Genomic DNA, 26309 nt, shown 5'->3' on the forward strand with positions numbered 1-26309 from the left:
GCGTTAGCCCCCAGCCCGCTTCAGCTTGTCCCGGTACGCCCCGGGCGACATCCCGAACCAGCCCCGGAAGGCCCGCATGAACGCGGTCTGGTCGCCATAGCCGAGGAGGCCCGCGATCTCCGCCAGCGTCATTTTATCCTCGTGCATGTAGACCTCCGCGGCCTCCTTGCGGGTCGCCACCAGCAGCTCCGAATAGGAGAGCTCCTCCGCCTGCAGCCGCCGGCGCAGCGTGCGCCCGCTCATGCCCAGCAGGCGTGCGGTTTCGTCGAGGTTCGGTTTGCCTTGCCGGATCTGCCGGTGCAGGCCGGAAATCACCAGCATCCGCAGCGAACTGCCGGCCTGGTAGGCCGCCAGCCTGGCATTTAGCCGCCCGGTCAGCAGCTGCACCAGCGCCGGATTGGAATTCGGCAGCGGACGGGAGACCAGCGTCGCATCGATGACCATCATGTCGACGGGCCCGTCAAAACTGACCGTGTCGCCAAAGATCGATGCGTAGAACCGGCAGGTCTCTTCGCTTGGCCTTGAATGCCGGAACTGCACCGCCGCCACCGGCCGCACCTGGTCCCAGAGCAGCCAGCGGCCGATCGAGGCATAGCCCGCCAGGATCGCCTCGGTGACCCGCCGGAAATCCTCGGCGTCGGCAAAGGCCGGATCGAGCAGGATCCGCGCCTCCTTGCGGTCGACCTCCAGCCGGGTCCGCGCGGCCTCCTGCGTCAGCGGCTGGTAGCGCATGTTGATTTCCAGCGCCTCACGGATGGTGGAAGCCGCCGCCAGCGCGTAGCCGATGTCGAGGAACGTTGCCGGCCGGAACTGCATGCCGACCCGCAGGCCGATCGAGTCGATCCCGGTCAGCTCTGCTGCGGCATTCAACACCTGTGCCGTCACTTCGGCCGGGATCCGCCGATCGGGCTGGAACAGCGCATCCTGTCCGCCGGGCACCAAAGCATGCAGATTGTCCGGCGGCGCGCCGAGCGCCACGCAACCGTTAATCAAGTTGGCAAGATATGCAGTCGAAACCGTCGGCACGGCGGCTTATATCCCCCCGGATACTTGATTACGCCGGGATTTTCTTACAATCCCGATGTAATTAAGGCGCCACTACCACAATTTTGCCAATTTTGGCCCAATTTGACTGTTTCGGTGGCCAGATATGTCAAGACGTATAACTTGCACAAAGTTTAACTGCAATCACGGGACGCACGCGGCAACCAGTTCGTCCTGAACTCCGGGAAGATCCTCGCCAACAACGTCGACCTTTCCCGCAATGAGGGGACGGCGCCTGTCCTGCAGGCGTCTGAGTTCGGAAACTGGACTGCAAGAGTGCCAAGCGGCGCTGTCGGGTGGGGCAGCGCCGCTTACTTTTTCTGCCGCAGTGAAAAGAGCTTGCGCCAACGTTCGCACTCATTACACCGGGACTCCGGAGCGTAGCGCAGTCTGGTAGCGCATCTGGTTTGGGACCAGAGGGTCGGAGGTTCGAATCCTCTCGCTCCGACCAACAGTTTCAGGACGATCCGGAGAGACTTTACCGACATGGAAGCCCGCATCTTCAAACCCGCCAAAAGCGCGATGCAGTCAGGCCGTGGCAATACCAAGGACTGGGTCCTCGAGTTCGTGAATCCGGACGCCAAACGCCGCCTGGACCCCCTGATGGGCTGGACCGGCATCGATGACATGTCCGGCCAGGTCCGCCTCCATTTCGACACGCGCGAGCAGGCCATCGCCTATGCCGAGCGCGAAGGCCTCAAATTCACGGTCGAAGAGACCCGCGAAAGAAAGCGCCTCGTGAAGTCCTATTCAGAGAATTTCTCCGCCTCGCGCAAACAGCCGTGGACACACTGAGGCTGCGCGCGCTAGTCCGGACCCACGACTCCGTAGCTCAGCTGGATAGAGCGCTCGCCTTCTAAGCGAGTGGTCGCAGGTTCAAATCCTGCCGGGGTCGCCACTCCCCCCTCACGTAATTGGAGCCGGGCGGTGTCGAAGGACGCCTCAATACTTGTACCCGCCCGCCAGCAGCTTGTCATAGCGCGCCGGCGACATCAACACATAGCGTTCCTCGTCGGGGTCGAGCATCCAGAGCGGCTCGCTCACCTTCGCCGGATCGAACCCGTCGGCTACCAGCTCCACCTTGCGATACTTGAACGTCCCGGTCGTCTCGGCTTCCGGCTGCACACGGATGAAAATCGGCACAGCATAGCTCGGCAGCTTCGCATCCAACGCCTTGTACAGACCGGCAAAGTCCACATCGCCCTCGACCGTGATCGCCGCCATCCCCGCTTTTCCGTCCGTACCCGGAATGGGAACGCCATAGACGTTGGCCGTCTTGATGCCCTCGATCTGGGACAGCGCTTCGCCCACTTCATTGGTCGAGACATTCTCGCCCTTCCAGCGGAACGTGTCGCCGATCCGGTCGACGAAATAGATGTAGCCGTCCTTGTCCATGCGTAAGAGGTCGCCCGTGCGGAACCACAGGTCGCCCTTCCCGAACACGTCGCGCAGCAGCTTCTTCTCGGTCGCTTTCTGGTCGTTATAGCCTTCGAACCGCTGGCGCACATCGTCACCGATCAGGCCAAGCGCCTCGCCTGGCTCGTCCACCTCCGCACGGATGCACAACCCGTCCGGCCCGCGCACGGGCTGCTCCGTCTCGATGTCGAACTTGACGAACGCAATGTTCTTGAACTGCGATTTCAGCCAGCCGGGAATGCGCCCGACGGCGCCCACCTTTCCGTCGAAATTCAGGAAGCTGACATTGCCTTCAGTCGAGCCGTAGAATTCGCAGAGGTGCGGAATGTTGAATCGGTCAAGGAAGGCCTGCCACACTTCCGGGCGCAGGCCATTTCCGAATCCCGTACGGATATGATGCGCCCGCTCCTTGGGGTGCGGCGGCGAATTCAGAAGATAGCGGCAGAGCTCGCCGATATACACGATCGAGGTCACGCCCTCATCCACCGCATCGTCCCAGAACGCGCTCGCGGAAAACTTCCGACGGATGACCGCCGTCGCCCCGGTCATCAGCGCCTGCCCGATCCCGCACAGCCCGCCCGTGCCATGGTAGAGCGGCAGCGTGACGTACACCTTGTCTTTCGGCGTGATGCGGCACGGCGCAATGAAGCTGCGCATCATGCCCTGCGTGCGCGCCTGCGTCAGCCGCGCGGCCTTCGGCAGGCCGGTCGTGCCGGATGTGTACACATAGAGGCACAGGTCCTTGCCCAGCAGGCCGGCGCGGTGCTTGCGGTCCGGCCGCTTGTCCGAAAATGCCTCCAGCGCGCCGCCGAGATCCCCGCCGAAATGTCCGCCCAGCGACCAGACCGGCGGCGTGCCCTGCAACAGGTCCATCGCCGCGCGGATCGTCTCGTCCTGCTCCGCGCCGGTGACGATCAGCCTTGTCTGCGCAATATTCACGCAGTGCGCCAGCGCGTCGCCTTCCAGGTTGTGATTGATCAGTGCCGTGACGAGTCCGGCCTTCGAGAAGCCCGCCCAGGCCGCCACATATTCCGGCCGGTTTTCCATGAACAGCGAGATACAGTCTCCCGCCTTCAGGCCCTGCGCGATCGCCCAGTTCGCAAACCGGCTCGCCAGCGCGTCGAACTGCGCATAGGTCATCGACCGGCCTTCGAAACGGAATGCGATATTGTCCGGGAACGCATCCACCGCCCGCTCGAAATCGTCCGCCACCAGGAAATCCGAGTCCGGCGAAATGTCGCCGGTCCACTTCCCTAGAAGCTGGATATCCTGAAAGTAGCGGAACTCGCGCGCAAGTATGGCGAAAGGATTCATATCGGCGTCCCTGATCTGAAGAGCGTCGTCAAAATAGCTGACTCTGGAATGCTTCGAATCAAGAATGTTTCGTGCATCATGTCAAAGAAAACCGGCGTCATCGGCCGTTGCCATACGCCGCAGGTCGGCATATTGCTGCGCCGCACAAGAACAAGAAGGAACCGCCCCATGGCGACCGATCCCGTCAGCGACCTGCTCACCCTGCTCGATATCGAGCGTCTGGAGCTTGACCTGTTCCGCGGCCAGAGCCCGGATGAAGAGGAAAGCCAGCGCGTCTTCGGCGGTCAGGTCATCGCCCAGGCGCTCGTCGCAGCCTACCGCACGGTTCCCGATGACCGCACCTGCCACTCGCTGCACGCCTATTTCATCCGCCCCGGCGACCCGAAAGTGCCGATCATCTACCAGGTCGACCATTCCCGCGATGGCGGCAGCTTCACCACACGCCGTGTCGTCGCGATCCAGCACGGCAAGCAGATCTTCAACCTCGCGGCCAGCTTCCATATCGCCGAAGACGGCTGGCACCACCAGCACGACATGCCCGATGTGCCCGGCCCGGATACGCTGGACGACCGGGTCGAATGGCGCCGCAAGTTCGCCGAGAAACTGCCCGAGCGCCATCGCGGCCATTTCCTCCGTCCCCGGCCGATTGAGATGCGCGAGATCGAGCCGCTCGATCCTCTGAAACCCACCAAGGCCAGCGACGTGCATCACCTCTGGTTCCGTGTTGCCCGCCCTATCGACGAGGCGCCCTGGCTGCACCATTGCCTGCTCGCCTATGCGTCCGACATGGCCCTCCTCGGCACTGGCAACCGCCCGCACGGCGTCTCCTGGATGACCGGTGAGCTGATGTCGGCGAGCCTCGACCACGCCATGTGGTTCCACGCGCCGATGAAGTTCGACGACTGGCACCTGTACTCGATGGACGCGCCCTATGCCGGCGGCGGACGCAGCTTCAACCGCGGCAAGGTCTTCGACCAGCAGGGCCGCCTCATCGCCTCCGTCGCGCAGGAGGGCCTTATGCGCAAAGCCATCCGCAAACCCAAGCCCACCTGACCCCCAACACAACCTTTCCCCTCCCGCCTTGAACCGCAAGGGCTCGGCAAAAACTGACCCGTCCCCTCACCGCTTGCGGGCAGCATTAGAGTAGGGCCCTACGAGCACTCAGCTCCCTATAGTCTCACAATATCCGACAGCTTCATGCGCACCTGCCGGAGGCCGGCGACCTCGAAAATCCGTCCACGCACCATCACGGGATCGGCCACCAACGGCAGGATTTCCCGACCGAAAGCCTGCCCGCGTTCATTCAGCAGCAACAGCGCCGCCTTGCCGTCGCTGCAGCGGCCGGTCTCACAGAAGGCCAGCGGCAGGCCGCCCGTCGCGCACAGCGCCGCGCAGGCCTTGTGCGTCTTGCCATGGCCGGGCCGCATCGCACCGAACCAGCATTTCGCATCAAGGATCTCGCCGGTCATCACCGCGTCGCCAAGGTCCTTCTCCGGCCCCGGCAGGACGCGCCCCGGCGCCGGATCGGGATAAACCCCGTCGACCGCCATCATTGCATGCTCGCCCCGTTCGATCAGCGTGCCGGTCACCGCCGCGCCGGTAAAGGTCAGCGCCGGGCGCACCGTCACGCGGTCTTTGCCCGCGCCGACCAGCAGCACCGTACGCAGCCCGTCGCCGAGGTCTTCCGTGAGCAGATGAGGGTAAGGCCCGGGATAGATCGTGCCGGTCACGGCCACCTTCTTGCCCTGGTCCCAGAGGCCGGGTCCGGGATGCGGCGCCGCCGCCCCGAGGCCAAGCCCCACCGCCCCCACGCCCACGGCGAGCCCCGCGCCCGCCGTCAGCAGGAAGCGCCGCGTAGGCTTCGCCAGTTCGGGGCTCCAGCCCACAAAGAACGGCTCCTCCGCCATCAGCCCGCCTCCCCGGCCATCGAGGGCGCCATCGGCGTGCCGGGCGGCTGCGGCACCGGCTCCACGAACACGCGGCCCCCGGTGACCCGTGTGCGGTAGGTCGGGATCTTTTCCGTGAAGGGCGGCGGCGAGCAGCCGTCTTCCGGGCGATACTGGAAGCCGTGCCAGGGGCACACGATGCACCCGTCCAGGATGCGCCCCTCGCCCAGCGGCCCGCCCTGATGGCGGCAGGCATTGGCCACCGCATAGATTTTCGCGCCCTCGCGGAACACCGCGATCCGCTCACCAGCCGGCGGCACCAGGATCACCGCGCGCCCGTTCGGAATCGCCTCGGCCGGGCCGGCGTCGAGCCAGTCCTCGCCCTCCGGCGGCAGATCCGTTGTCCGGTCGCGCGCCCATTCGAGCCGCCCCGCCACGACATGCAGCCCCGTCACCAGCAGCGCCGATCCGCCCGCCAGCGCCGCCTGCGCCAGGCCCGTCTCGCCCTGCACCGCGCCCAGCATCACATGCGCCACTAGCAATCCGTAGGCGGCATAAACCGACATATGGATCCACTTCCACAGGCGCGGGCCCAGCACATGGTTCCAGAAATCATGGCTCGTCGCCGCCATCACGAACAGGATCAGCAGCGCCAGCACACCCAGGCTCTCGAACGGAAATCCGCCGAACGACGCATAGCGCGGGTTCGATGTCAGTAGCGATATGATGGCATTCATTTCGGAAAACCCGTGATACCAGAGCACCACAAGCCCCGCATGCACCAGCGCCGTGAAGAAGCACGCAACGCCCAGATGCCGCCGGTTGTAGAGCACCGGCAAGACGCGCGGGCTCAGCCGCGCCAGCGGCCCGATACAGAGGATGATCGTCAGCAGGCTGAAGGCCGCCGCTCCGGTCGCGCGGATGAGCAGCTGGATCTCGCTCGGATGCTGCCCCGCCGGCGCCGAAAGAAGCCCCGCGCCGAAATGCGCCAGCACGAACAGGCTCAGACCGAGGGCCAGCATGCCGTCATAGACGCGCTTGAATCCGTTCCAGCCCACGATGCTGTAGCCTGCCGCCATCAGCCCGCCTCCAGCTCCGCCGCGGCGACCGCCCGAGCCACCCGCGCCCGCTCGGCCAGCGCGCCGTAGATCACGCCGGCCAGCACCAGCGCCAGCACCGGCCAAACCAGCGCCTGCACAGTCCGCTGGCGCCGCGTCATGGCCGGTCCTCCGCCGGCCGCACGCCCGCCAGCCGAGCCAGCACCACCGGCCACAGCGCCGCCAGCCCCGGCAGGATCACCAGCCGCACGCGCCACGGAATCCGCCCGGCCTCCGGCGCCAGCCGCTTCAGCCCGAACAGGATCACGCCGAGCCCGGCCAGCAGCCCGGCGCCGAGATACACGCCCAGCCCCAACCAGATCGCCCCGGCCATTGCCTCATTCATCCAACGCCATCCTCCCGACCCCCACAGGCTTACCCCTGAGGCCCCAAGGCGCAAGTCACGATTTGAAAGGAGTCGTGATGCCGCGCCTCTCAGGAAGTGATGTCAGGCGGCGCCACGTCACCCCATGACAAGCCTTCCAACTCTGCCTAAATGCTCTTCATGAGCAAAAATCTCGAGATCCTTGTCGCGCAGCTCAATCCGGTTGTGGGAGACATTCAGGGGAATCTGGCGCTGGCGCGGGAAGCCCATGCCGAAGCGAAGGCGCGCGGCGCCGACCTTGTGGCGCTGTCGGAACACTTCATGCTGGGCTATCCGGCCGAGGATCTGGTGCTGAAGCCCGCCGCCGTGGAGTTGTCGATGGCCGCCATCCAGCGGCTGGCGCGCGACTCGGCGGATGGCCCGGCCATCCTGATCGGCGCGCCCTGGCGCGAGGACGGGGCGCTGTACAACTCCGCCCTCTGGCTGGAAGCCGGGCGCATCCGCGCGCGCCATGACAAGCGCGAGCTTCCCAATTACGGCGTGTTCGACGAGAAGCGCCACTACACCGCCGGCTGCGGCCCCTCGGTGGTGGTCGATTTCCTCGGCGCGCGCATCGGCCTCGCCATCTGTGAGGACATCTGGTTCGACCGCGTGCCGCGCGCGGCGAAGGCGGCCGGCGCCGAGCTGCTGCTCGTGCCCAACGCCTCGCCCTGGCGCCGCGCCATCCAGGCCGAGCGCGCCGCCGCCTTCGACCGCTGGTCCGACCTCGGCCTGCCCTACCTGTTCGTCAACCAGATGGGCGGCCAGGACGAGCTGGTTTTCGACGGCGCATCATACGCGACGAACTCCACGCATGGCGAACGCTGCGGCCTCGTCGGCCAGTTCGCGACCGGCTATGCCAACGTGACGTTTGATCCGTCCACGAAGCAATTCGTCGGGCTCGGAAACGGCTGCGCAGCAGACCTTGAAGGCTGGGCCGCCGAATACCGCGCCGCGATGCAGGGCCTCGGCGATTATGTCCGCAAGAACCGGTTCCCCGGCGTGGTACTCGGCATGTCGGGCGGCATCGACTCGGCCATCACCGCCGCCATCGCCGCCGACGCGCTCGGGCCGGACAAGGTCTGGTGCGTGATGATGCCGTCGAAATATACGTCCTCGGACAGTCTGGAAGACGCGAAAGCCTGCGCCGAGGCGCTGGGCAGCACCTATGACACGATCAACATCGCCCCGGGCGTCGGCGCGCTGGACCAGATGCTGGCCCCGTCCTTCGCGGGCAAGGCGGCCGACACGACGGAAGAGAACATCCAGTCCCGACTACGCGCGGTGACGCTGATGGCACTATCCAACAAGTTCGGCCACATGGTCGTCACCACAGGCAACAAGAGCGAGATGGCCGTCGGCTACGCAACGCTCTATGGCGACATGTGCGGCGGCTACAATGCGCTGAAGGATTTCTACAAGACCGAAGTGTTCGAGTTGGCCAAATGGCGCAATGAAAACGTGCCGCCGGGAGCTCTGGTGGACTCGAAACATGTGATCCCGGAGCGGATCATCACCAAGCCGCCCTCGGCCGAGCTGCGCGAGGACCAGAAAGACGAGGATTCCCTGCCACCCTATCCGGTGCTGGACGATATCCTGCGCGGCCTCGTGGACCTTGAAGAAGACGTCGACGACATCCTCGCACGCGGCCATGACGCAGCGACGGTGCGACGTATTGAACACCTTGTCTACATTGCCGAATACAAGCGCCGTCAGGCTCCGCCGGGCGTCAAAGTCGGCGGCAAGAATTTCGGCCGCGACCGGCGCTATCCGATCACGAACCGTTTCCGCGACGATTGAGTTGGTGAGTTGGGAGACCCCGCCCTATTCCTCAGCGGGCGGAATGATTTCCTGGTCTGTCGCGCTGACGCCATAGGCGTCCGTGGCAATCGCTTCGCGCACCGCGTCCGCTTCGCCGGGCTCGATGTCGGCGGCATCGCCGAAGCCGGTAATCGGCGAGGGGTAGACGCCCTTCTCCTCGATCACTTCATCAAACAGCAGCCAGGCCTGTTTGCCGCCGAGGCACGAGACGCGCACCCAGAGGTCTTCCTCCAGCGGCGAGGCGCCGATATCGGTGACGTTGGACAACTCGCCCTCATTGATGTCGAATTCGTTACCATTGAACGATAGCACGGTGACCCCTTCGCCCAGATATCCGAGATAGGTCAGCACATCGCCCTTGGTGAGGGCCAGTTTCTCGATGCCGGCCTCGCCGACAAACTCGATCTCGGCATCTTCCAGCACCGTGACCGGCACTTTCTTGGTCGCCACGAAATATTCGAGCTTGTCGTCCTCGGTCCGGACGTCGTTCCAGAGCTGGTAATTGGCGTATTGCGGCAGGAGGCAGGTGATGTCCTGCGGGTCGGTCGGGTTCGGCCGCGCCCGGGCGGGCACCTTCACATCGGCGTCCAGCACTGCGAAGCCCGGGGGGTATTCGCCCGGCCAGCCGGGTCTCAGGAACCAGGTATTGATGTCGTAGCCAGACAGGCCAGCATAATCGAGGCTCGGCACGACCGGAACCTCGGCCACCTGGCCTGCAGGCCCGGTGGGGCCGGCGCCTTCGGCAACCGTTCCCGGTGACGTTTCGTCCTTTTGCCCGCAGGCGGCGAGTAACAGCGCCCCAGCGAGCACCCAGCCGAATCTCATGACCCACTCCCGGAATTGCTTCATCGTAGATGGTCGTTAAACAAAACAATAGCAAGAATGTGGCCGAAGCGCTTGGCTTTTCGTCCGATTTGATGTCGAAAGCGCCTTTCCCAACTCCGGAAGGCCCGTCCGCCATGACCGCCCCTGTCGTCCGATTCGCCCCCTCGCCCACCGGCCGTATCCATGTCGGAAACGTCCGCACGGCGCTTGTGAACTGGCTTTTTGCCTCGGGCCAGGGTGGCAAATTCATCCTGCGGATCGACGATACGGACCTTGAGCGCTCGACCAAGGAAAATGAGGCCCTTCTGAAGGAAGACCTCACCTGGCTGGGCCTGACCTGGGCCGATACGTTCAACCAGTCCGACCGATTCGCCATCTACGACCAGGCCGCCGACAAGCTGCGCGCGCTGGGCCTGCTCTACCCGGCCTACGAGACGGCCGAAGAGCTGGACGTGAAGCGCAAGATTGCCCAGTCGCGGGGCCGCCCGCCGGTCTATGACCGGGCGGCGCTGAGCCTGACTGATGCCGACCGCGCGAAGCTCGAAGCCTCGGGCGTCAAGCCTCACTGGCGCTTCAAGCTGTCGGGGGGGCGCGTCGAGTGGAACGATCTGGTTCGCGGCCCGCAGAGCATCGACACCTCGTCGGTCTCAGACCCCGTGCTGATCCGCGAGGATGGCAGCTATCTCTACACCCTGCCCTCGGTGGTCGACGATATCGAGGCCGGCATCACGCATGTGGTGCGCGGCGAGGACCATGTGACCAATTCCGGCGCGCAGATCGAGATCTTCCTGGCGCTTGGCGGCAAGTCGCCCGAAATGGCCCACATGCCGCTGCTGGTAGGCGCGGACGGGTCGGCGCTGTCGAAACGGATCGGCTCGCTGTCGATCGGCCAGCTGCGCGACCAGGGCATCGAGCCGATGGCCATCGCCAGCCACCTCGCGAAGCTCGGCACGTCTGACAATATCGAGCCGCGCACGAGCCTCGCTGATCTCGCGGCGGAATTCGCCTTCTCCAAGATCGGCCGGGCGCCTGCCCGGTTCGACGAGGCGGACCTCGAGAACCTCAACGCCGCGCTGGTGCACGCCATGCCCTACACGGCGGTGAAGGACCGGCTCGCCGAGCTCGATCCGCGCGCCGCCAACGAGGCCTTCTGGCTGGCGGTGCGGGAAAACTGCGCGCGCGTGACCTCGGCCAAGCCCTGGGTCGAGATGATTTTCGGCGACATCACGCCGGAGATCGCCGACGAGGACCGGGACTTCATCACCAGCGCCGGCGCCCACCTGCCAGCCCGCGAACTCACCGCCGCGAGCTGGGGCGAGTGGACCAATGCCCTCAAGGCCGCCACCGGCCGCAAGGGCCGCGCCCTGTTCATGCCGCTGCGCAAGGCCATCACCGGCGCCGAGCACGGCCCCGAGATGAGCGCCGTCCTGCCCCTGATCGGACGCGAGCGGGTGCTGAAACGACTGGGCGGCTGAGTTTTTTTGGCTGGTAGGGCCCCACCCTCAGTCGCAGCTGGAATCTGTCTCGCACGACACCGTTGCCACGTCCCGGCCTTCGGCGAGGTCGCGGATCCAATCGACCGCGCGGACGCCGCCGACTTCGGTCGTGTACAGACGATCAAAGCGCACCAGCGTGTGATCGGTGCCGGGCGCCGAGTAGGAACGGAAATGCGGTAGGTCCGCTGACAGCTCGGCCAGGTTGTCGTGCAGCAGGCCGCGCATGGGCGCCATGGTGCCGAGCAGCATCAGGAACTGTTGCTGGACGCCGTCATCGACATTGTTGAACTGGGCCATCCGCATCTCCGGATGCCGGGCGGCGGTGACGCGGAAGAAATCCTCGATCGTGGCCTTTGACGTATCGAGCGCGGCAAATGCCGGCCAGTCCGGCAGGCTGTCGAAGGTGCCCCAGGTTTCGAGGAGGCCGGAGACAGCCGGCGTGCGGTAGCCGCCTGCCCCGCCCCCATACTGGACAACCTCCGCCTGCGGATAATGGTCCGCCACGATGCCGGCATAGTAAGGCGAGGCGATCGCCCCGGCGCTGCCGCCCCCGACGAAGACGCGCTGCGGCGCGGGGGCGTGGGCGTAGACCCAATCCAGCGCCGACTGGACATTGGCTTTGCCGCGGTGGTGGATGGTGGCCGTCCCGCCGGCGGAGGTCGGATAGTCGACATCGCGGGCGCCGAGATGGGCATCGCCCGTGCAGTAGGACACAAAGACCTGCGTCCAGCCGGCGAAGGGATTTTCCGGATTGGCCGCATCGAACACGCCGCCCTTTGTGGCCGGGTCGTTGGAGTCCATCTCGGCGAAGGGCGTATAGGGCGCCGGCTCGGTATTCAGATCGCAAAGGTCGCCGCTCCAGCAGGCGCCGCCGCCATTGAGGAAGATCATCACGCGGGACGCATCGCCCTCGCGCACATGGAAGGTGAAGGGCGTGCCGGTGGCGCAGAGCGTGTCGCCGCCCGGCGCAATGGTGGTCCAGGCGCTTGCCGCTGGCGCAGCGGCCTCGCTGGCGGCGGGTGCGGCTTCGGCGGGGCTGGCGGGTGCCTCGGCCTCAGGTGTCTGGCAGGCCGCCAGAAGGGCAAGAGCGACCGCAGCGGCCAGGACGGGGCGAATGATCATGTTGTTCTCCAGGGGCCTCTGACGGGCCAGCACACGACCAGCCTAGGCGGGCCCGGGCGGGCTGACAATCAGGCGGCCTGCGGCGCTGGGCGTGACGGCGCCCTCCCCGATCTTCAACCAGCGCGAGATCCGACTCGCAAAAATGTCTTTGCACAGGAACAAACCGCAACAGCAGAACAGCTGGTTGGTCGAATACCTTTATTCGCTAAGGATTGGAACGACGTTTGAGGCGGTCTACATCGGCGCCGGCGAGGATCGGTCTGGCGCCGGCTCATGCGAGCGATCCTTTGCCGACGCTGCGGCCATCGGGGATTGATCTGGTGCGGTCAAGAGGACTCGAACCTCCACGGGTTGCCCCACAGCGACCTCAACGCTGCGCGTCTACCAATTCCGCCATGACCGCACGACTGGTCTCTTAGAGGCAGACGGGCCGTATAAGGCGGCGCTCCGGCTTTGTGAAGCCCCGAAAAACGCCTATATCGTGGAGGCCATGACAAATCTTCCTGCAGTCGACTGGGCGGTCTCCGAGACCCCTGTTTCCTACGAAACCGCGCTGGGCGTGATGGAGGCCCGGGCGCGGGCGATTCGCGAGGACGGCGCCCGGGAACTGGTGTGGTTTCTGGAACATCCTCCGCTCTATACGGCCGGCACCTCAGCCAAACCGGCGGACCTGAAGGACCCGGGCCGATTCCCCGTGTTCGATGCCGGCCGGGGCGGCCAGTACACCTATCACGGGCCAGGCCAGCGGGTGGCCTATGTCATGCTGGACGTGGGCGCCCGGGGGCGCGATGTGCGGGCCTTTGTGGCCAACCTCGAGGCCTGGATCATCCAGGCGCTGGCGGCGTTCAATGTCGAAGCCGGGGTTCGCGAGAGCCGGGTCGGCGTGTGGGTCGACCGGACCGAAGCGGACGGACCGCTGCGCGAGGACAAGATCGCCGCCATCGGCGTGCGCCTGAAGCGCTGGGTGAGCCTGCATGGCATCTCGCTCAACGTGGAGCCGGAGCTGGAACATTTCACCGGTATCACGCCGTGCGGCATCGCCGACGCGCGCTATGGCGTCACCAGCCTGGCGGGACTGGGTCGGATCGTGTCGATGCACGAGGCCGACATGGCGCTGCGCGATGCGTTCGAGGTCGTGTTCGGCAGCCGGCTGGTGCGCGTGGACGCGCCGGAGCTCCAGGCGGCGGAAATCGCCGGGCTTTAGGCGCCGCTTTCAATTTCATCCGGCGTCAGATGACTGCCGGTGCGCAGACGGCCCTGTCCCCCGTTGGGCAGGCGGGCGGCGTAGAGCAACGTCCACAGCATGGCGCCGAACGAGGCCAGCGCCCAGACCGGCAGGCCCATGCTCATGCCGGTGGAGACGGCCATCTGGCGTTCGCTGGGCGGCGGCCCCTTGCGGCCCGGCGGCCCGCGGCGCTGCTGCGCTTTTGGTTTGGCTTCCGCGTCGGCTGGCTTGGCCGCGCCCTCGCCGTCCATGGCCACGGTTTCGGTCTTGGCGGCGGGCGGTTTCATCATCTCGGCATGCTGGGCGGCGCCGATGCCCGTGCCGGCGAAATAGGCGGCCATGCCGAGGATCGTCGGTACAAGGACGATCACGGCAAGCCAGGTGGGCCGGCCCGCTTCGGCGAGGCGTCGCATGTGCGCTGAAAAGGAGGTGAAATCGGTGACGAAGGTGAACACCGCGAACGGCACCAACAAAGCCGGCACGGTGAACATCGCGATGTCCACGGGCGTGTTCAGGAAGCCGGTCTTGACGCCGGCGATGCCGAGGATGGCGGCCGTGAAGGACGGGATGATGTAAAGCAACACGCGGCCCATGAACATGAAGGTCCAGGCGCGGCTGAAATGCAGTTTGGAGGATTCGCCGAAAGGATTGAACAGCGTCGCCAGCCAGTTCATCGCGCCCGGATCATCCCGCGCGTCCCGGATCCAGGGACGGTGGCTGTCGATCTCGCCAGAGGTAGTTTCCATGGGTCAGTCGCCTTCTGCGGGATGGGTCAGGAAAACGTGTCTGCCTCGCCGGACGCCGGCGGACCATGATGGTTGGGCTTGGGGTCCGAGCGCATGCGGAACGCAGCAAATCCGGTCAACGCGCTGGCGATCAGGAAGGCGGTCACGGTGGTGACCACCGAGAGACGGGCATATTCCTGCGCGCGCGCTTCGAGCGCCTGGAACGCCGCATTGAAGCCGCCGGATTCCATCAGCTTCTGCACCTCGGCCTGGATCGCGAAGGCGTCCGGCGACAGCACAGGCAGGAGGACCGCCGACAGCAACAAGTTGGCAAAACCGAACCCGGCGAGGAAGGCGAGCCAGAGCCAGCCGCTGAGACCGGCATCGTGCAGGCGTTTGGCGAACAGGCAGACATACGGGAAGATCAGCGCGTATTGCAGCACGCCGAAATTCGGCAGGACGACGGCGGCCAGGATGGTAATGACCATCAGCGCGCCGGTCAGCAGGATCAGGCCGCGCGCGAAGGGCACCGGCGCGAGGCGGCCTTGCGGCTGGAGGAACAGGAAGCGGAAGTCCATGGGACGGAGCGAGGTTCCTTGAAGGTTGAGACCGTTCGTCATAGGGGCCCCTTATCAATAAACGATAAAGCGGCGCAAGAAAAAAGAGCCAGGCAAGCGACCCGGCTCTTTTATCAGGTATTGGCTTCTGGGGCGATCAAATGAACGCGGTCGACGCGCCGGCTGGGCCGGGGCCGTATTTGTTGTCGTTCGGGTCGGTCTTGAGCAGGCTCATGATCCCGCCGAGAATTCCGGTGGTGATGAAGGTTGTGATGATCGTCGGCAAAATCGTTGCTTTCTGCGCTTCGGACATGAGGGTCATCAGCCGTCCAAAATCGCCACGGCTTGAAGCGGCGCCGACTTCGCGCTCGTATTCAGCCATGTCAAAGCCCGACATGCCCTCCAGCAGACCGCTGAACACGTTGTTTGAAATGGCCGCGACGATGATCAGAAGCAGCATGAACCAGCCGCTTTTGTTGTTGTCGTGGAACCGCTTCGCGTGGATCGCGATCCAGCTCCAGATAGTGCCAAGGCCAAGGAGCCCGAGCGCCATCGATACATAGGTTGCCAGTACGGAGATGACGGCCGAAACGCAGGCGAGGATCAGCACAGCCCGCCAATAGGTCGGCTGGTCGATACGCCCGTTGGGGGTGAGAAAGAGTTCCATGTTCTAGTAGCTCCTGGTCACGAGTTCCGGGCGCGCAGGCGCCCGCCTGCCCCGCCGCTGTGTGCGGACTATAGCAAGGCGAACCCGTTTCAGGAACGTTAAGTCCTCGCCTGTGCGAGAGATTATGCGAACTCGACCATGATCTCGTCGGCAGCGACGCTGTCGCCGGCCTTGACGTTGATTGCCTTTACCTTGCCGTTGGCGCCCGCGCGGATGATGTTCTGCATCTTCATCGCCTCGACGATACAGACGGCTTCGCCTTCCTGCACCTCCTGGCCAAGCGCGACCTCCATCGATACGACGAGGCCCGGCATCGGCGAAATGATCAGCTTCGACGTGTCAGCCTTGGGCTTCTCCGGCAGGCGGCTGTGCAGGTCCGCGACGAACGGCGTGCAAACCAGCGCGCGCAGAGCCACGCCGCGGTGCCGGAACATGTAGCCTTCCGTGCGGTCCGCGAATTTTACGGCAAAGGGTTTGCCATCCAATACGCCTTCGACGAGGTGCTGGCCCGGATGCCAGGAGGTGACGAGGCTATGGGCCTTTCCTCCGTTCACGGTGATCTGGGCTTCACCTTCGGTGCCGATGTCGATGGTGACCGGGTGATGTTTGTCACCGAGGATGACGACCCAGTCCTTGCGGGCAGCCGTCGTCCCCAAGCGGCCGGAAATCTGGCTGGCACGGCGATCGAAGAAAGCGTGCACGTAGGCCGCCGAACAGATCAGCTGCAATTCCTGCGTCTTTGTCGGCGCAACGCCCTCGAAGCCATTGGGGAACTCGTCCTTGATATAGGCGGTGGTGATGTTGCCGGAGCGAAAGCGCTTCTCGTCCATCACGGCGGCAATGAAGGGAATGTTGTCCTGGATGCCTTCGATCTGGAACCGGTCCAGCGCCTCGCCGTGCACGTCGAGCGCGGTGTCGCGGTCCTTGCCCCAGGTGACCAGCTTGGCGATCATGGGGTCGTAGAACATCGAAATCTCGTCGCCTTCGCGCACGCCCGAGTCCATGCGCACTTCGCCCTTGCCGAGCTTTCCTTCCGCAGGCGGATGGAAACGCTTCAGGCGGCCGATGGACGGCAGGAAGTTGCGGTACGGGTCCTCGGCGTACACGCGGCTTTCGACGGCCCAGCCGTTGATCTTGATGTCGGACTGTTTGAGCTTCAGCTTCTCGCCATAGGCGACGCGCAGCATCTGTTCGACGAGGTCGACGCCCGTGATCATTTCGGTGACCGGGTGCTCCACCTGCAGGCGGGTGTTCATTTCGAGGAAGTAGAAACCTTTGTCCTTGCCGGACGCGACGAACTCCACCGTGCCAGCGCTGTCATAGTTAACCGCCTTGGCGAGGGCGACGGCCTGCTCGCCCATCTTCTTGCGGGTTTCAGGATCAAGCAGCGGCGAGGGCGCCTCTTCGATGACCTTCTGGTTGCGGCGCTGGATCGAGCACTCGCGCTCGTTGAGCCAAAGGCAGTTGCCATGCTTGTCGCCCAGCACCTGGATCTCGATATGGCGCGGCTCGAGGATGAACTTCTCGATGAAGACGCGGTCGTCGCCGAAGGAGGACTTGGCTTCCGACTTTACCGCCGGAAAGCCTTCCTCGACTTCCTTGTCGTTATAGGCAACGCGGATGCCCTTGCCGCCGCCGCCGGCCGAGGCCTTGATCATCACCGGATATCCGATCTCCTTCGAGATCTTCACGGCTTCTTTCGTGTCCTCGATCAGGCCCATATGACCCGGAACGGTGGAGACACCGGCTTCTGCGGCGAGCTTCTTCGAGGAGATCTTGTCACCCATCGCGTCGATGGCGTGGGCGTTCGGGCCGATCCAGCCGATGCCTTCCTGCTCGAGGCGTTTCGCGAAGCCTGCGTTCTCGGAGAGGAAGCCGAAACCGGGGTGGATGGCCTCGGCGCCGGTCTGGCGCACAGCCGCGATGATCTTGTCGGCAACCAGGTAGCTCTGGGCGGCGGGCGAGGGGCCGATATGGACAGTTTCATCGGCCATTTCGACCGCCATCGAGCCGGCATCCGCGTCGGAATAGACAACGACCGTCTTGATGCCCATCCGGCGGCACGTCTTGATAACTCGGACGGCGATTTCACCGCGGTTGGCGATCAAAATTTTCTTGAACATCGGCGCAAAAGACCCCTCAGAAATTTGGCACTCCGCTGTTACGGCGCCGCTGCGGGCTTGTCTACGCATGCCGGGGCGGCAAACGCTTTCCGTCGCGTCATGCCGGGGCTGTCCGGACGAGCCCACCCTGGCCGATTCGAACCCGGACCAGCCAGAACATCATCACCAGCAAGGGCAAGAAGGCGAATAGATATGGCGCCGCCGATTCCCGGAACCAGACCGGCTGGAATTGCATCTGGCCCAGGAAAAACGAACCCGACGCGAGAAAGAGCGAAAAGCACATCCGCCAGAGATGGCGCGCGATCCGCGCCACGCCGGTCAGGCCCCGGCGCAGCAGCGCATTGGCTTCGCCGCAGGCTGCCAGCGTACCGGCCACGGCAAAAAGGACAAAAGACTGGGGCGGCGAGCCGTCGATCGTGCCTGTGGGGCTGCTGGCGCCCATCTGCATGAAGACCGCTCCGGTAATGGCAATCGCCAACGCCGCGACCAAACCGACACTTTCCGGCCAGCCGGCGCGCGGCGCGCTGTGCCGGGCGGCGGTCCATCCGGTAACCAGAAGATACAGCGCCAGGATACCGGCCACGAAGTTCGGCCGCTGGCCTTCGGTCAGGAATGGCGCAACGCCGGCGCCGATGGCGTAGGTGATGAACATCGCGCCGAAAAAGACCGTGCCGGCCGCGCGGTGGGCGCGGCTGCCCTTGCGCAGGATCAGCGCAGCAGCGCCGGACAGCATGCCGACGGTACCGCCCCCGATATGGGCCACCAGCAAGGCCGCCGCGCCCACATGCTGCCAGGCCGGAGCGCCGGCTGGCACCTGCAGGTTTGCAGCAAAGGCGGCGCCCGTGAACAGGCACCAGGCCGCCGCGAAGAAACCAGCGGCGAGAAGGGTTCGGAGGACGGGTGTTTCAGAGGGCATGTTTGCATTCCAACTTCAGGCGATCCCTGCCTTGTTGCCGCCCGCCTGCAAGAACGCCATGATGGGGCGTACCGATCACATGATCATTTGTAACAGGACGCCACATCAGGATGCGGGAACCCACCGTCTCGGCAGGAATTGTCAGCGGTCTTGCTGCCTATGCGGCCTCGCGCGGGGCGCAACCGGCGAAACTGTATGAAGCCGCCGGCATCGATCCGGACCTGCTGGAGGACGCTGACAACCGGGTGGCGTTCACGGCTTACAAGCAGTTGATGCGATCCGCGGCGGCCGCCTGCGCCGACCCCGACTTCGCTCTCCATTTCGCCGAAGCCGTCGATATGTCCGAAGTGTCGATTGTCGGATTGATCATGAATGCCTCCGCGACGATGGGGGAAGCCTTCCGCCAGATGCAGCGTTACGGCCGCTTGGCGATCGAACTGGAGGAGACAGGCGGGACGCCGCGCCACCAGCTTGTGCACAAGTCCGGAGCGCTCTGGATGGTGGACACTCATCCCGAGGCAGACGAATTTCCAGAGCTGTGCGAATCGGCATTTGCGCGCCTCGTGTGCGGGCCGCGCCGGTTCCTCAACCGGCCCCACATCCTGGAAGTGCATTTCAGGCGCGCCGCTCCCGCAGACCGGCGCGAGTATGACCGTATCTTCGGTTGCCTCGTAAAGTTCAGCTGCGACTGGAATGCGATGCGGCTCGCGCCGGGAATGGCAGACTGGCCCGTGGCGCTTCAGCCGCACTATGTTTTCGGCGTTCTGACAGACCGGGCCGATACATTACTGCACGAGATGGAAACGGCGCGGACAACCCGAGGCGAAGTCGAGGCCGCGATCCTCCCGGTCCTGCACACCGGCGAGGTCAGCGCCCACCGCATCGCCGCGATGCTGGGGGTCAGCCGCCAGACATTGTTCCGGCGATTGAAGTCAGAAGGCACAAGTTTCAAGGCCGTGCTGGATGCTCTGCGATGCCGGATGGCAACCGACTACCTGCGCGGCCGAAAGGCCTCCGTCAACGAAACCGCCTACCTGGTCGGTTTTTCCGATCCGCCCGCCTTTTCCCGCGCATACAAGAGATGGACGGGGCAGTCGCCGCGGGATATCCGCAACACACTTCGCTGACTTTATCCGCATAAGGAACGCTTCATGTCCAATTCGACTTCATGGCTTCGGCGCATCGGGATCGGCCTTTCGGCGCTGGTCGTTTTCCTCGGCATCGGGTGGTGGCTGATCGGGCCGGACTGGCGCGCGCTGCTGACGAATCCGCCGTCGGGGCGCGACGTGCTGTTCTGGTCCGTGCCGCAGCGGGATGCGGCCTTCCGGATGATCGACCAGCTGCCTATGATCATCGAATCGCACCCCATCAAGGCGGGCGGCGACGTGCACCCCCTCCCCGACGGCACACCTCTGGCACTGGGCGAAGACATCGACCTCGACGCCTATTTCAAAACCCAGAATGCCGCCTCGCTGGTGATCGTGCAGGACGGCAAGATCCGTCTTGAACGTTATGGCAATGGCTTCTCGAAAGACGGCCGCTGGACGAGTTTCTCGGTAGCGAAGTCTCTGACGTCCACACTCGTGGGCGCCGCCATGGCGGACGGGTACATCAAGAACCTGGACGACAAGGTGACCGACTATATTCCGGACCTTGCCGGCTCTCCTTATGACGACGTCACCGTCGCGCAACTGCTGACGATGACTTCGGGTGTCGCCTGGAACGAGGATTATGACGATCCGCAGTCGGACGTTGCCCAGTTCGACAAGCAGGAGGCCGAACCCGGCAAGAGCGCGATTGTCAGCTACATGCGCAAGCTGGGCCGCGCGCATCCGCCGGGCGAGACGTGGAACTATTCGACCGGCGAGACGAACCTGATCGGTGTTCTGGTCAGCGAGGCCACGGGCAAGAACGTGGCCGACTATCTCTCCGAAAAGATCTGGACGCCCTATGGCATGGAGCAGGAGGCCAGCTGGTTGCTGGGCCAGGACGGGCACGAGATCAGCGGCTGCTGCATCCAGGCCACCACACGGGACTTCGCGCGCTTTGGCCAGTTCATTCTCGACGGCGGCGTGACACCGGATGGCCCCGTGCTGCCCGCGGACTGGCTGGCGCAGGCCACCGTCAAACAGGCAGACTACGGAACAACCGGCGAAGGCTATGGCTTCCAGTGGTGGACCTGGGATGACGGCTCCTTCCAGGCCGACGGTATCTTCGGCCAGGGCATCTTCATCGATCCGAACCGCCAGCTTGTGATCGCCTCGAATGCCAACTGGAAAACCGCGCTCGGCCTGGCCGACAATGAATGGCCCGAACGCGCCAGCTTCTACCGCGCCGTGCAGGCGGCCGTGGACCGGGAAGCCGGCACGCCCTGATCACCGCGCAGCCGGATGGCGAGGCCTTGCCGTGCGGCGCCAAATGTGTTAGTGAACGCTCACTAAAAGGAAAATTGCCATGAGCATTATCCGGTTGGATCTCGACGCCCTCGTGAGAGCAGGCTGCCTTTCGGCGGAGGAGGCGGCGCGGCTGACGGGCCTCGCCCTGCCTGACCGGCGCGCCGGTCTGATCGTCAACGTCCTCCTGATCTTCGGCGCGCTGGCGGTCTCCGCCGCGGCAATTGCCCTCGTGCCGAATGCCGGCACGGGCCTGATGCTTGCCGTCGCCGCGCTGGCGGGCGCGGAAGGTCTGCGCCGCTTCGCACCGGGCGAAGAGTTCAAGGTCCTGTCGGCCGGTCTCGCCCTGATGGGCACGCTGGGCCTTGCCGGCTGGGTCGCCTGGCAATATGGCGACGCGCCGTCGTCCACCCAGCCCGCCTTGCTGATAACCGCCGTGTTGACGGCGGGCGCCTTCTGGTTCCGCTCCGCCTTCATGGCGGCGCTGGCTGTGGTCGCGCTCGGCGCTGTGTTCGGCACGGGGTCTGGCTATTGGCACGCGTCGTACGCCCTCTTGGTGGAAGAACCGGTCCCAACGATCGGCGTCTTCGGCACCCTCGCCGCCGGGCTTTACGCTGCCCGCACGCGGGTGAGCGAGGCCTGGTCGGGACTGGTGACCGTTGCGGCGCGCACCGCGATGTTCCTCGTCCACTTCGCTTTCTGGGTCGGCTCACTCTGGGGCGACATCATCGGCGATAGCGGTTGGAGCAGCACGCGCTGGGCCGATTACGAGTCGTATGAAGCCTGGCGCAAGACCGCCCTGATCGTTCCCGAGTGGCCCTTTTCCATCGGCTGGGCCGCACTGGCGGTCGCGCTGGCCATGCTGACGCGGCGCGGCGGATTCCTGTCGATCAGCGCGCTCGTCTTCCTCGCCATCCATGGCTACACGCAGTATTTCGAGGTGTTCGGCGCCGAGCCGATGACCCTGCTGATCGCGGGGCTGACACTGGTGGCATTGGCGGTCGCGACGCCGCGCCTTCTGAAGATGTGGAAGGGCGCGGCCTAGTCGTCGAGGTTTTCGATCTCGGCCTCGAAGGCACGCACACGCGCCGTCAGCGAGATCAGGAACGCGGTCGACCAGCCGATCAGTAGGAAGCCGTTCATGGCCTCGGCCGCCCCCAGCATGCGCCAGCGGTCGGACAGGATGACATCGCCAAAGCCCACGGTGGTGAACGTCTCGGTCGAGAAATAGAGCGCGGTTTCAAGTTGGCCGAGCTCGCCGAGCGCCAGATAGGCGAACGCGTAGATCCAGATCTCCAGCGAGTGGAGCGCGAACAGCCCGAACAGGATGGCGAGGATGGCGGCGCCCTGCTTCATGATGGTGGAATGCCGGCTGGGATGGCCGCCGGTCCGTCGCATCACGGCCGTGAGGCCGACGAGGCCCGCGAAGTGGACCACAAACGTCGTCGCCACCAGCACGGCAGCCACCAGAAGGTTCAGGAACAACATCAACATGGGCTTTACGCCTCCCCGGTTGGTCAGTGTCGCACACGGGCCTTGCGGTTTCGTTGACGGCCCCAGAAACTGGCGCCACAAGCAGACCCATAAAAGGCCAGAACCCCGCGGAGGACCCCCATGACCCAGCCCAAAGATCTTGAAGGCCGCCGCGCCCTCGTCACCGGTTCCGCCACGGGTCTCGGCCGGTCCATCGCCTTGCGGCTCGCCGAACGTGGCGCCAGCGTGATCATCAACTGCACCAAGTCGGTCGCGGATGGCGAAGCCACGGTGGCGGACTGCCAGAAGGCGGGCGCCCAAGCCCGATTGGTGCAGGCGGACGTGTCGACCGAGGAGGGTTGCGCCAAGCTGGCCGAAGCTGCCGCGCAAGGCGGCCGCCTCGACATCCTCGTCAACAATGCCGGCATCACCAAACACGCCCGCGACCATGCCGACCTCGATGCTCTGACCCGCGAGGATTTCCTCCATACATATGCCGTCAACGTCGCCGGGCCGTTCCTGATGCTGCAGAAGACGAAGGCGTTGCTGGTCGAAGCCCACCGTCAGACCGGCCGGGCCTCGGCCGTGCTGAATGTGTCGTCCATCGCCGGGGTGACGGGCATCGGCTCGTCCGTGGCCTATGCCGCCACCAAGGGCGCGCTCAACACGATGACGATCAGCCTTGCGCGCGCGTTGGCGCCGGCGATCCGCGTCAACGCGGTCTGCCCCGGATTCATCGGCACGCGCTGGTTCAAGGACGAGATGAGCGCCGAGCAATATGCCAAGATGGAGGCCGGGGTGGCCGCCTCGGTGCCGCTGCACGTCGCCAGCGGCCCGGATGACATCGCCGACTCGGCGGTCTTCTTCCTCACGGACGCCTCGCGCCACGTGACCGGCGAGACGCTTCTGGTGGATGCCGGCATGCACCTCGGCTACGCGCCGATGGTTGCTCGCTGAGCCGCTTCCTGTTGCGAATCTGCCACACAAGTGTGGATTCGCTGCATCGCCCAATGCACAGGCATTAGGCATCTCGCCTGCCCAAAAGCCCGGCGGACGGCGCGGAGTGCGCGCATTTACGTTACGTTTGCCATCGAAATTTCGGTCACTGCCCGGCAGCGTCTGGCGTGGCGCTCGATCAGGAGCGTGATGACAGAAGCGAGGTTTCCTCCAAATGAAAAATACACTTTCACGTGCCAGCCTGCTCGCGATCGCACTGGCAACCGCAGCAGCCGGTACGGCCGCTGCAGAAGGCGAATTCTCCGGCAACGTCGCGATGACCACCGACTATGTGTGGCGCGGCATTTCCCAGTCCAACGAAGACTTCGCCCTGCAAGGCGGCTTCGACTACACAAACGGCATGTTCTATGCCGGCACCTGGGCCTCGAACATCGACTTTGACGATGGCTCGGACGCCAACATGGAAGTGGACTTCTACGGCGGCCTCGCCAGCGAGTTCGCCAACGGCATCACCTGGGATGTCGGCCTGATCTACTACGTTTACCCGGACTCCGAAGATTCGGACTTCGACTTTGTCGAAATCAAGGGTGCCCTCGGCTATGAATTCGAAGGCGGTCTCGCGGTCGGCGGTGAAGTCTATTACGACCCGGACAACGAAAACATGTACGTCAACGCAACCGCCGGCTTCGCCCTGACCGAGAATTTCGGCGTCGATGCCAGCGTCGGCAACTACCAGTTTGACGCCGGTGGCGACTACACCAACTGGTCGCTCGGCGCTTCGACCTCGGCTGCCGGTTTCGGCTTCGACCTGCGCTACTGGGGCACCGACATCGACGGCGTGAACGTTGCCGACGACCGCGTCGTGCTGACCGTCTCGCGCAGCATGTAAGCCTTCGGGTTTAGCCTTCTCCGGCTCTGGAGCCGCATGTGGGAATATTCCTTTGCCCGCATGCGGCTCTTTGCTTTTGTTAACCCAGTCTGGCTGGAATTTGCGTGCTGACAGGTTTATAGGCATGGACCTTCCCCGAGGAGAGGCTCTATGCGCATTGGCGTTCCAACCGAAATCAAAAAGCAGGAATCCCGTGTCGGACTGACACCGGAAAGCGTCGGCGAGCTGGTTCGCGCCGGGCACAGCGTGCTGGTCCAATCGAATGCCGGCGTCAATTCCGGCTTCGGCAACGAGGCCTACACCTCGGTTGGCGCGCAGATTGCGCCGGATGCCGACGCCGTGTTTGCGGGCAGCGAACTGATCGTGAAGGTCAAGGAACCGCAGCCGGAGGAAACCGCGCGGCTCACCAAGGACCACACCCTCTTTACCTATCTCCATCTCGCGCCCGATCCGGTCCAGGCGAAGGGCCTGATGAAATCGGGCTGCCTGGCCATCGCCTATGAGACGGTGACCGACGACGAAGGCGGCCTGCCGCTGCTGCGCCCCATGAGCCAGGTGGCCGGGCGCATGTCGATGCAGGTGGCAGCCTGGGCGCTCATGCGCACCAAGCGCGGCCGCGGCATTTTGCTGGGCGGCGTGCCTGGCGTGGCCCCGTCCAAGGTCGTGATCATCGGCGGCGGCGTCTCGGGCACCCATGCGGCCGAGATCGCCGTGGGCATGCGCGCCGACGTGACCGTGTTCGACCGCAACAATGTCCGCCTTGCCCAGCTCGACGAGCAGTTCCGCGGAAGCCTCAAGACGATGTACTCGACGGCGCACGCGCTGGCCGAGGCCATCAAAGACGCCGATCTGGTGATCGGCGCCGTGCTGATCCCGGGCGCGGCCGCGCCAAAACTGATCAGCCGTGCGCAGCTGAAAACGATGAAGCCCGGCGCCGTGCTGGTCGACATCGCCATCGACCAGGGCGGCTGTTTCGAGACAAGCCATGCCACCACACACGAAGACCCGATCTACGACGTGGACGGAATACTGCACTATTGCGTGGCCAACATGCCGGGCGCCGTGCCGCGTACCTCGACCTATGCGCTGAACAACGCGACCCTGCCCTTCGTGATGCAGATCGCGAACAAGGGCGCACGCGCTGCGATCAACGCCGATCCGCACCTCGCTAATGGTCTCACCGTCGATGCCGGAAAGATCGCACACGAAGCCGTGGCGAAGGACCTCGGCGAAGAATACGTCCGACCGTCCTGGCTAGCCGGCTGAGCCCCTCTCCAATCAACAAGAAAGCTACCCCACACCCGGGCGGATTTTTCCTTTCGACGGCAGGTCAGCTTGCCAAGGCGGCAATCACATCGTCAATCGTGGTGCGCGGCTTGTCGAGCAGGGCAACGATCTGCGCACGCTGCTCGATGGCAAGCCAGAGGCCCAGCACTTCGACATCAACCACACGCCACTCACCCTCACGCTCGACCACGCGCCAGCGAACGGTCATGGTATCCCCCTCCTTGGGCGAGACCCGCGTCTCGACGATGGAATCGGTCGGCGTGCGGTCGACCGAACCGATCACCTGCACCTTGGCGTCTGCGAAGTCCTTCTGGTGTTCCTCATAAGTGCTCGCGAGGAAGGCGTCGAACGCCTGCGTAAACCGGTCCCGGTCGGCATCGCTGATGCGGTTCGCATACTTGCCGAGCGTGAAGTGGGCCACCGTCGGCACGTCGATGGATTTGCGGAAGGCATCCTTCCCGGTCACGGGATTGGAAATCTGCGACGCGGCCGCCGCGATCACGCTCTCGGCCTCCTCCCCGGCATGGGCGGCGAAGGCAGTGAGCGACAGAGCAGCAGAAGCCATGAGGGCGCGAAGAAGCATCGGGCGGGTCCTTTCATGGGCGAAGCGGGCTTTACGAACCCAAGCGCGCGTCTCATATTTCTTCCCGGCCCTGATCAATCCCTTGTGGACATCCCTTCCCAGCGTTGCACGTGAAATTTCTGAAACGCG

Annotated in this window: 26 protein-coding genes and 3 tRNA genes; 13 read left to right on the forward strand and 16 right to left on the reverse strand. The window is 64.7% G+C overall.

Annotation, left to right across the window (positions count from 1 at the left end; translation table 11 throughout):
* Nucleotides 1-3 precede the first annotated feature (3 nt).
* Nucleotides 4-978 carry an AraC family transcriptional regulator gene (locus tag GC148_RS02090; RefSeq protein ID WP_291068373.1) on the reverse strand — a complete coding sequence of 325 codons (975 nt, stop codon included), beginning with the start codon at nt 976-978 and terminating at the stop codon, nt 4-6.
* A gap of 440 nt (nt 979-1418) precedes the next feature.
* Here GC148_RS02090 and GC148_RS02095 point away from each other — a divergent pair.
* The 3 genes from GC148_RS02095 to GC148_RS02105 all read left to right on the forward strand — a co-directional run bounded on the left by GC148_RS02095 (nt 1419) and on the right by GC148_RS02105 (nt 1942).
* Nucleotides 1419-1495: transfer RNA gene (locus GC148_RS02095), tRNA-Pro, on the forward strand.
* 35 nt (nt 1496-1530) lie between these two features.
* The gene (locus GC148_RS02100; RefSeq protein ID WP_291068374.1) at nt 1531-1839 is read left to right on the forward strand and encodes an ETC complex I subunit; all 309 of its coding nucleotides are present in this window, start codon (nt 1531-1533) and stop codon (nt 1837-1839) included.
* Nucleotides 1840-1865: 26 nt separating this feature from the next.
* A tRNA-Arg gene (locus tag GC148_RS02105) sits at nt 1866-1942 on the forward strand.
* A 44-nt stretch (nt 1943-1986) separates the two neighbouring features.
* Here the strand turns inward: GC148_RS02105 and GC148_RS02110 are convergent.
* The gene (locus tag GC148_RS02110) at nt 1987-3774 is read right to left on the reverse strand and encodes a long-chain-acyl-CoA synthetase (RefSeq protein ID WP_291068375.1); all 1788 of its coding nucleotides are present in this window, start codon (nt 3772-3774) and stop codon (nt 1987-1989) included.
* A gap of 168 nt (nt 3775-3942) precedes the next feature.
* Here GC148_RS02110 and GC148_RS02115 point away from each other — a divergent pair, with 168 nt between their 5' ends.
* Nucleotides 3943-4827, forward strand: a complete 885-nt coding sequence (locus tag GC148_RS02115; RefSeq protein WP_291068376.1) for an acyl-CoA thioesterase II — start codon at nt 3943-3945, stop codon at nt 4825-4827.
* A gap of 116 nt (nt 4828-4943) precedes the next feature.
* Here GC148_RS02115 and GC148_RS02120 read toward each other — a convergent pair whose 3' ends face one another.
* The 4 genes from GC148_RS02120 to GC148_RS02135 are packed head-to-tail and all read right to left on the reverse strand — an operon-like array spanning nt 4944 to nt 7103.
* Nucleotides 4944-5681, reverse strand: a complete 738-nt coding sequence (locus GC148_RS02120; RefSeq protein WP_291068377.1) for a hypothetical protein — start codon at nt 5679-5681, stop codon at nt 4944-4946.
* Entirely contained in the window at nt 5681-6739 is a 1059-nt protein-coding gene (locus GC148_RS02125) for a Rieske 2Fe-2S domain-containing protein (protein WP_291068378.1), read from the reverse strand. Before GC148_RS02125 ends, GC148_RS02120 begins: the two co-directional genes overlap by 1 nt.
* Nucleotides 6739-6879, reverse strand: a complete 141-nt coding sequence (locus tag GC148_RS02130) for a hypothetical protein (RefSeq protein ID WP_291068379.1) — start codon at nt 6877-6879, stop codon at nt 6739-6741. Before GC148_RS02130 ends, GC148_RS02125 begins: the two co-directional genes overlap by 1 nt.
* Nucleotides 6876-7103 (reverse strand): hypothetical protein, encoded by a 228-nt coding sequence (locus GC148_RS02135; RefSeq protein ID WP_291068380.1) that lies wholly within the window; start codon nt 7101-7103, stop codon nt 6876-6878. Before GC148_RS02135 ends, GC148_RS02130 begins: the two co-directional genes overlap by 4 nt.
* 159 nt (nt 7104-7262) lie before the next feature.
* On the opposite strand from GC148_RS02135, the gene GC148_RS02140 reads away from it, so the two are divergent.
* Nucleotides 7263-8921, forward strand: a complete 1659-nt coding sequence (locus GC148_RS02140; protein ID WP_291068381.1) for an NAD+ synthase — start codon at nt 7263-7265, stop codon at nt 8919-8921.
* A 24-nt stretch (nt 8922-8945) separates the two neighbouring features.
* Here GC148_RS02140 and GC148_RS02145 read toward each other — a convergent pair whose 3' ends face one another.
* On the reverse strand, nt 8946-9767 hold the full coding sequence (locus GC148_RS02145) for a hypothetical protein (RefSeq protein WP_291068382.1): 822 nt from the start codon (nt 9765-9767) through the stop codon (nt 8946-8948).
* 134 nt (nt 9768-9901) lie between these two features.
* On the opposite strand from GC148_RS02145, the gene gltX reads away from it, so the two are divergent.
* Entirely contained in the window at nt 9902-11242 is a 1341-nt protein-coding gene (gltX, locus tag GC148_RS02150) for a glutamate--tRNA ligase (protein WP_291068383.1), read from the forward strand.
* A gap of 27 nt (nt 11243-11269) precedes the next feature.
* Here gltX and GC148_RS02155 read toward each other — a convergent pair whose 3' ends face one another.
* Both GC148_RS02155 and GC148_RS02160 read right to left on the reverse strand, forming a co-directional pair.
* Nucleotides 11270-12385 (reverse strand): pectin acetylesterase-family hydrolase, encoded by a 1116-nt coding sequence (locus GC148_RS02155; RefSeq protein WP_291068384.1) that lies wholly within the window; start codon nt 12383-12385, stop codon nt 11270-11272.
* 318 nt (nt 12386-12703) lie between these two features.
* Nucleotides 12704-12788: transfer RNA gene (locus GC148_RS02160), tRNA-Leu, on the reverse strand.
* An 87-nt stretch (nt 12789-12875) separates the two neighbouring features.
* Between GC148_RS02160 and lipB the strand changes: the two genes are divergently transcribed.
* Nucleotides 12876-13589, forward strand: a complete 714-nt coding sequence (gene lipB, locus GC148_RS02165) for a lipoyl(octanoyl) transferase LipB (protein WP_291068385.1) — start codon at nt 12876-12878, stop codon at nt 13587-13589.
* On the opposite strand, the gene GC148_RS02170 is transcribed toward lipB, so the two are convergent.
* The 5 genes from GC148_RS02170 to GC148_RS02190 form a co-directional block, all read right to left on the reverse strand.
* Nucleotides 13586-14356: a hypothetical protein gene (locus tag GC148_RS02170; protein ID WP_291068386.1), complete on the reverse strand. Its 771-nt coding sequence runs from the start codon at nt 14354-14356 to the stop codon at nt 13586-13588. The two genes, lipB and GC148_RS02170, sit on opposite strands and share 4 nt — an antisense overlap.
* A 26-nt stretch (nt 14357-14382) precedes the next feature.
* The gene (locus GC148_RS02175) at nt 14383-14913 is read right to left on the reverse strand and encodes a DUF805 domain-containing protein (RefSeq protein ID WP_291068387.1); all 531 of its coding nucleotides are present in this window, start codon (nt 14911-14913) and stop codon (nt 14383-14385) included.
* A gap of 136 nt (nt 14914-15049) precedes the next feature.
* Nucleotides 15050-15559 (reverse strand): DUF805 domain-containing protein, encoded by a 510-nt coding sequence (locus GC148_RS02180; protein WP_291068388.1) that lies wholly within the window; start codon nt 15557-15559, stop codon nt 15050-15052.
* A gap of 122 nt (nt 15560-15681) precedes the next feature.
* Nucleotides 15682-17682 carry an acetyl/propionyl/methylcrotonyl-CoA carboxylase subunit alpha gene (locus GC148_RS02185; protein WP_291068389.1) on the reverse strand — a complete coding sequence of 667 codons (2001 nt, stop codon included), beginning with the start codon at nt 17680-17682 and terminating at the stop codon, nt 15682-15684.
* A gap of 97 nt (nt 17683-17779) precedes the next feature.
* Complete coding sequence (locus GC148_RS02190) at nt 17780-18598, reverse strand: hypothetical protein (RefSeq protein WP_291068390.1); 819 nt, start codon at nt 18596-18598, stop codon at nt 17780-17782.
* A 110-nt stretch (nt 18599-18708) separates the two neighbouring features.
* Here GC148_RS02190 and GC148_RS02195 point away from each other — a divergent pair, with 110 nt between their 5' ends.
* The 3 genes from GC148_RS02195 to GC148_RS02205 all read left to right on the forward strand — a co-directional run bounded on the left by GC148_RS02195 (nt 18709) and on the right by GC148_RS02205 (nt 22036).
* Nucleotides 18709-19725, forward strand: a complete 1017-nt coding sequence (locus GC148_RS02195; protein ID WP_291068391.1) for an AraC family transcriptional regulator — start codon at nt 18709-18711, stop codon at nt 19723-19725.
* A gap of 24 nt (nt 19726-19749) precedes the next feature.
* A complete protein-coding gene (locus GC148_RS02200) occupies nt 19750-20973 on the forward strand; it encodes a serine hydrolase (protein WP_291068392.1) in 1224 nt (407 codons plus the stop codon).
* A 79-nt stretch (nt 20974-21052) separates the two neighbouring features.
* Entirely contained in the window at nt 21053-22036 is a 984-nt protein-coding gene (locus tag GC148_RS02205) for a hypothetical protein (protein WP_291068393.1), read from the forward strand.
* Here the strand turns inward: GC148_RS02205 and GC148_RS02210 are convergent.
* A complete protein-coding gene (locus tag GC148_RS02210) occupies nt 22033-22485 on the reverse strand; it encodes an ion channel (RefSeq protein WP_291068394.1) in 453 nt (150 codons plus the stop codon). The two genes, GC148_RS02205 and GC148_RS02210, sit on opposite strands and share 4 nt — an antisense overlap.
* Before the next feature lie 120 nt (nt 22486-22605).
* On the opposite strand from GC148_RS02210, the gene GC148_RS02215 reads away from it, so the two are divergent.
* From GC148_RS02215 to ald, 3 genes are all read left to right on the forward strand, one after another.
* Entirely contained in the window at nt 22606-23421 is an 816-nt protein-coding gene (locus GC148_RS02215; RefSeq protein WP_291068395.1) for an SDR family NAD(P)-dependent oxidoreductase, read from the forward strand.
* A gap of 214 nt (nt 23422-23635) precedes the next feature.
* A complete protein-coding gene (locus GC148_RS02220; protein ID WP_291068396.1) occupies nt 23636-24310 on the forward strand; it encodes a TorF family putative porin in 675 nt (224 codons plus the stop codon).
* Nucleotides 24311-24460: 150 nt separating this feature from the next.
* Nucleotides 24461-25576: an alanine dehydrogenase gene (gene ald / locus GC148_RS02225; RefSeq protein ID WP_291068397.1), complete on the forward strand. Its 1116-nt coding sequence runs from the start codon at nt 24461-24463 to the stop codon at nt 25574-25576.
* Between the two features lie 64 nt (nt 25577-25640).
* Here ald and GC148_RS02230 read toward each other — a convergent pair whose 3' ends face one another.
* Nucleotides 25641-26162 (reverse strand): ABC transporter substrate-binding protein, encoded by a 522-nt coding sequence (locus GC148_RS02230; RefSeq protein WP_291068398.1) that lies wholly within the window; start codon nt 26160-26162, stop codon nt 25641-25643.
* Nucleotides 26163-26309: the final 147 nt, after the last annotated feature.

This window comes from Hyphomonas sp. (genome assembly GCF_016125515.1).
Taxonomy (GTDB): Bacteria; Pseudomonadota; Alphaproteobacteria; order Caulobacterales; family Hyphomonadaceae; genus Hyphomonas.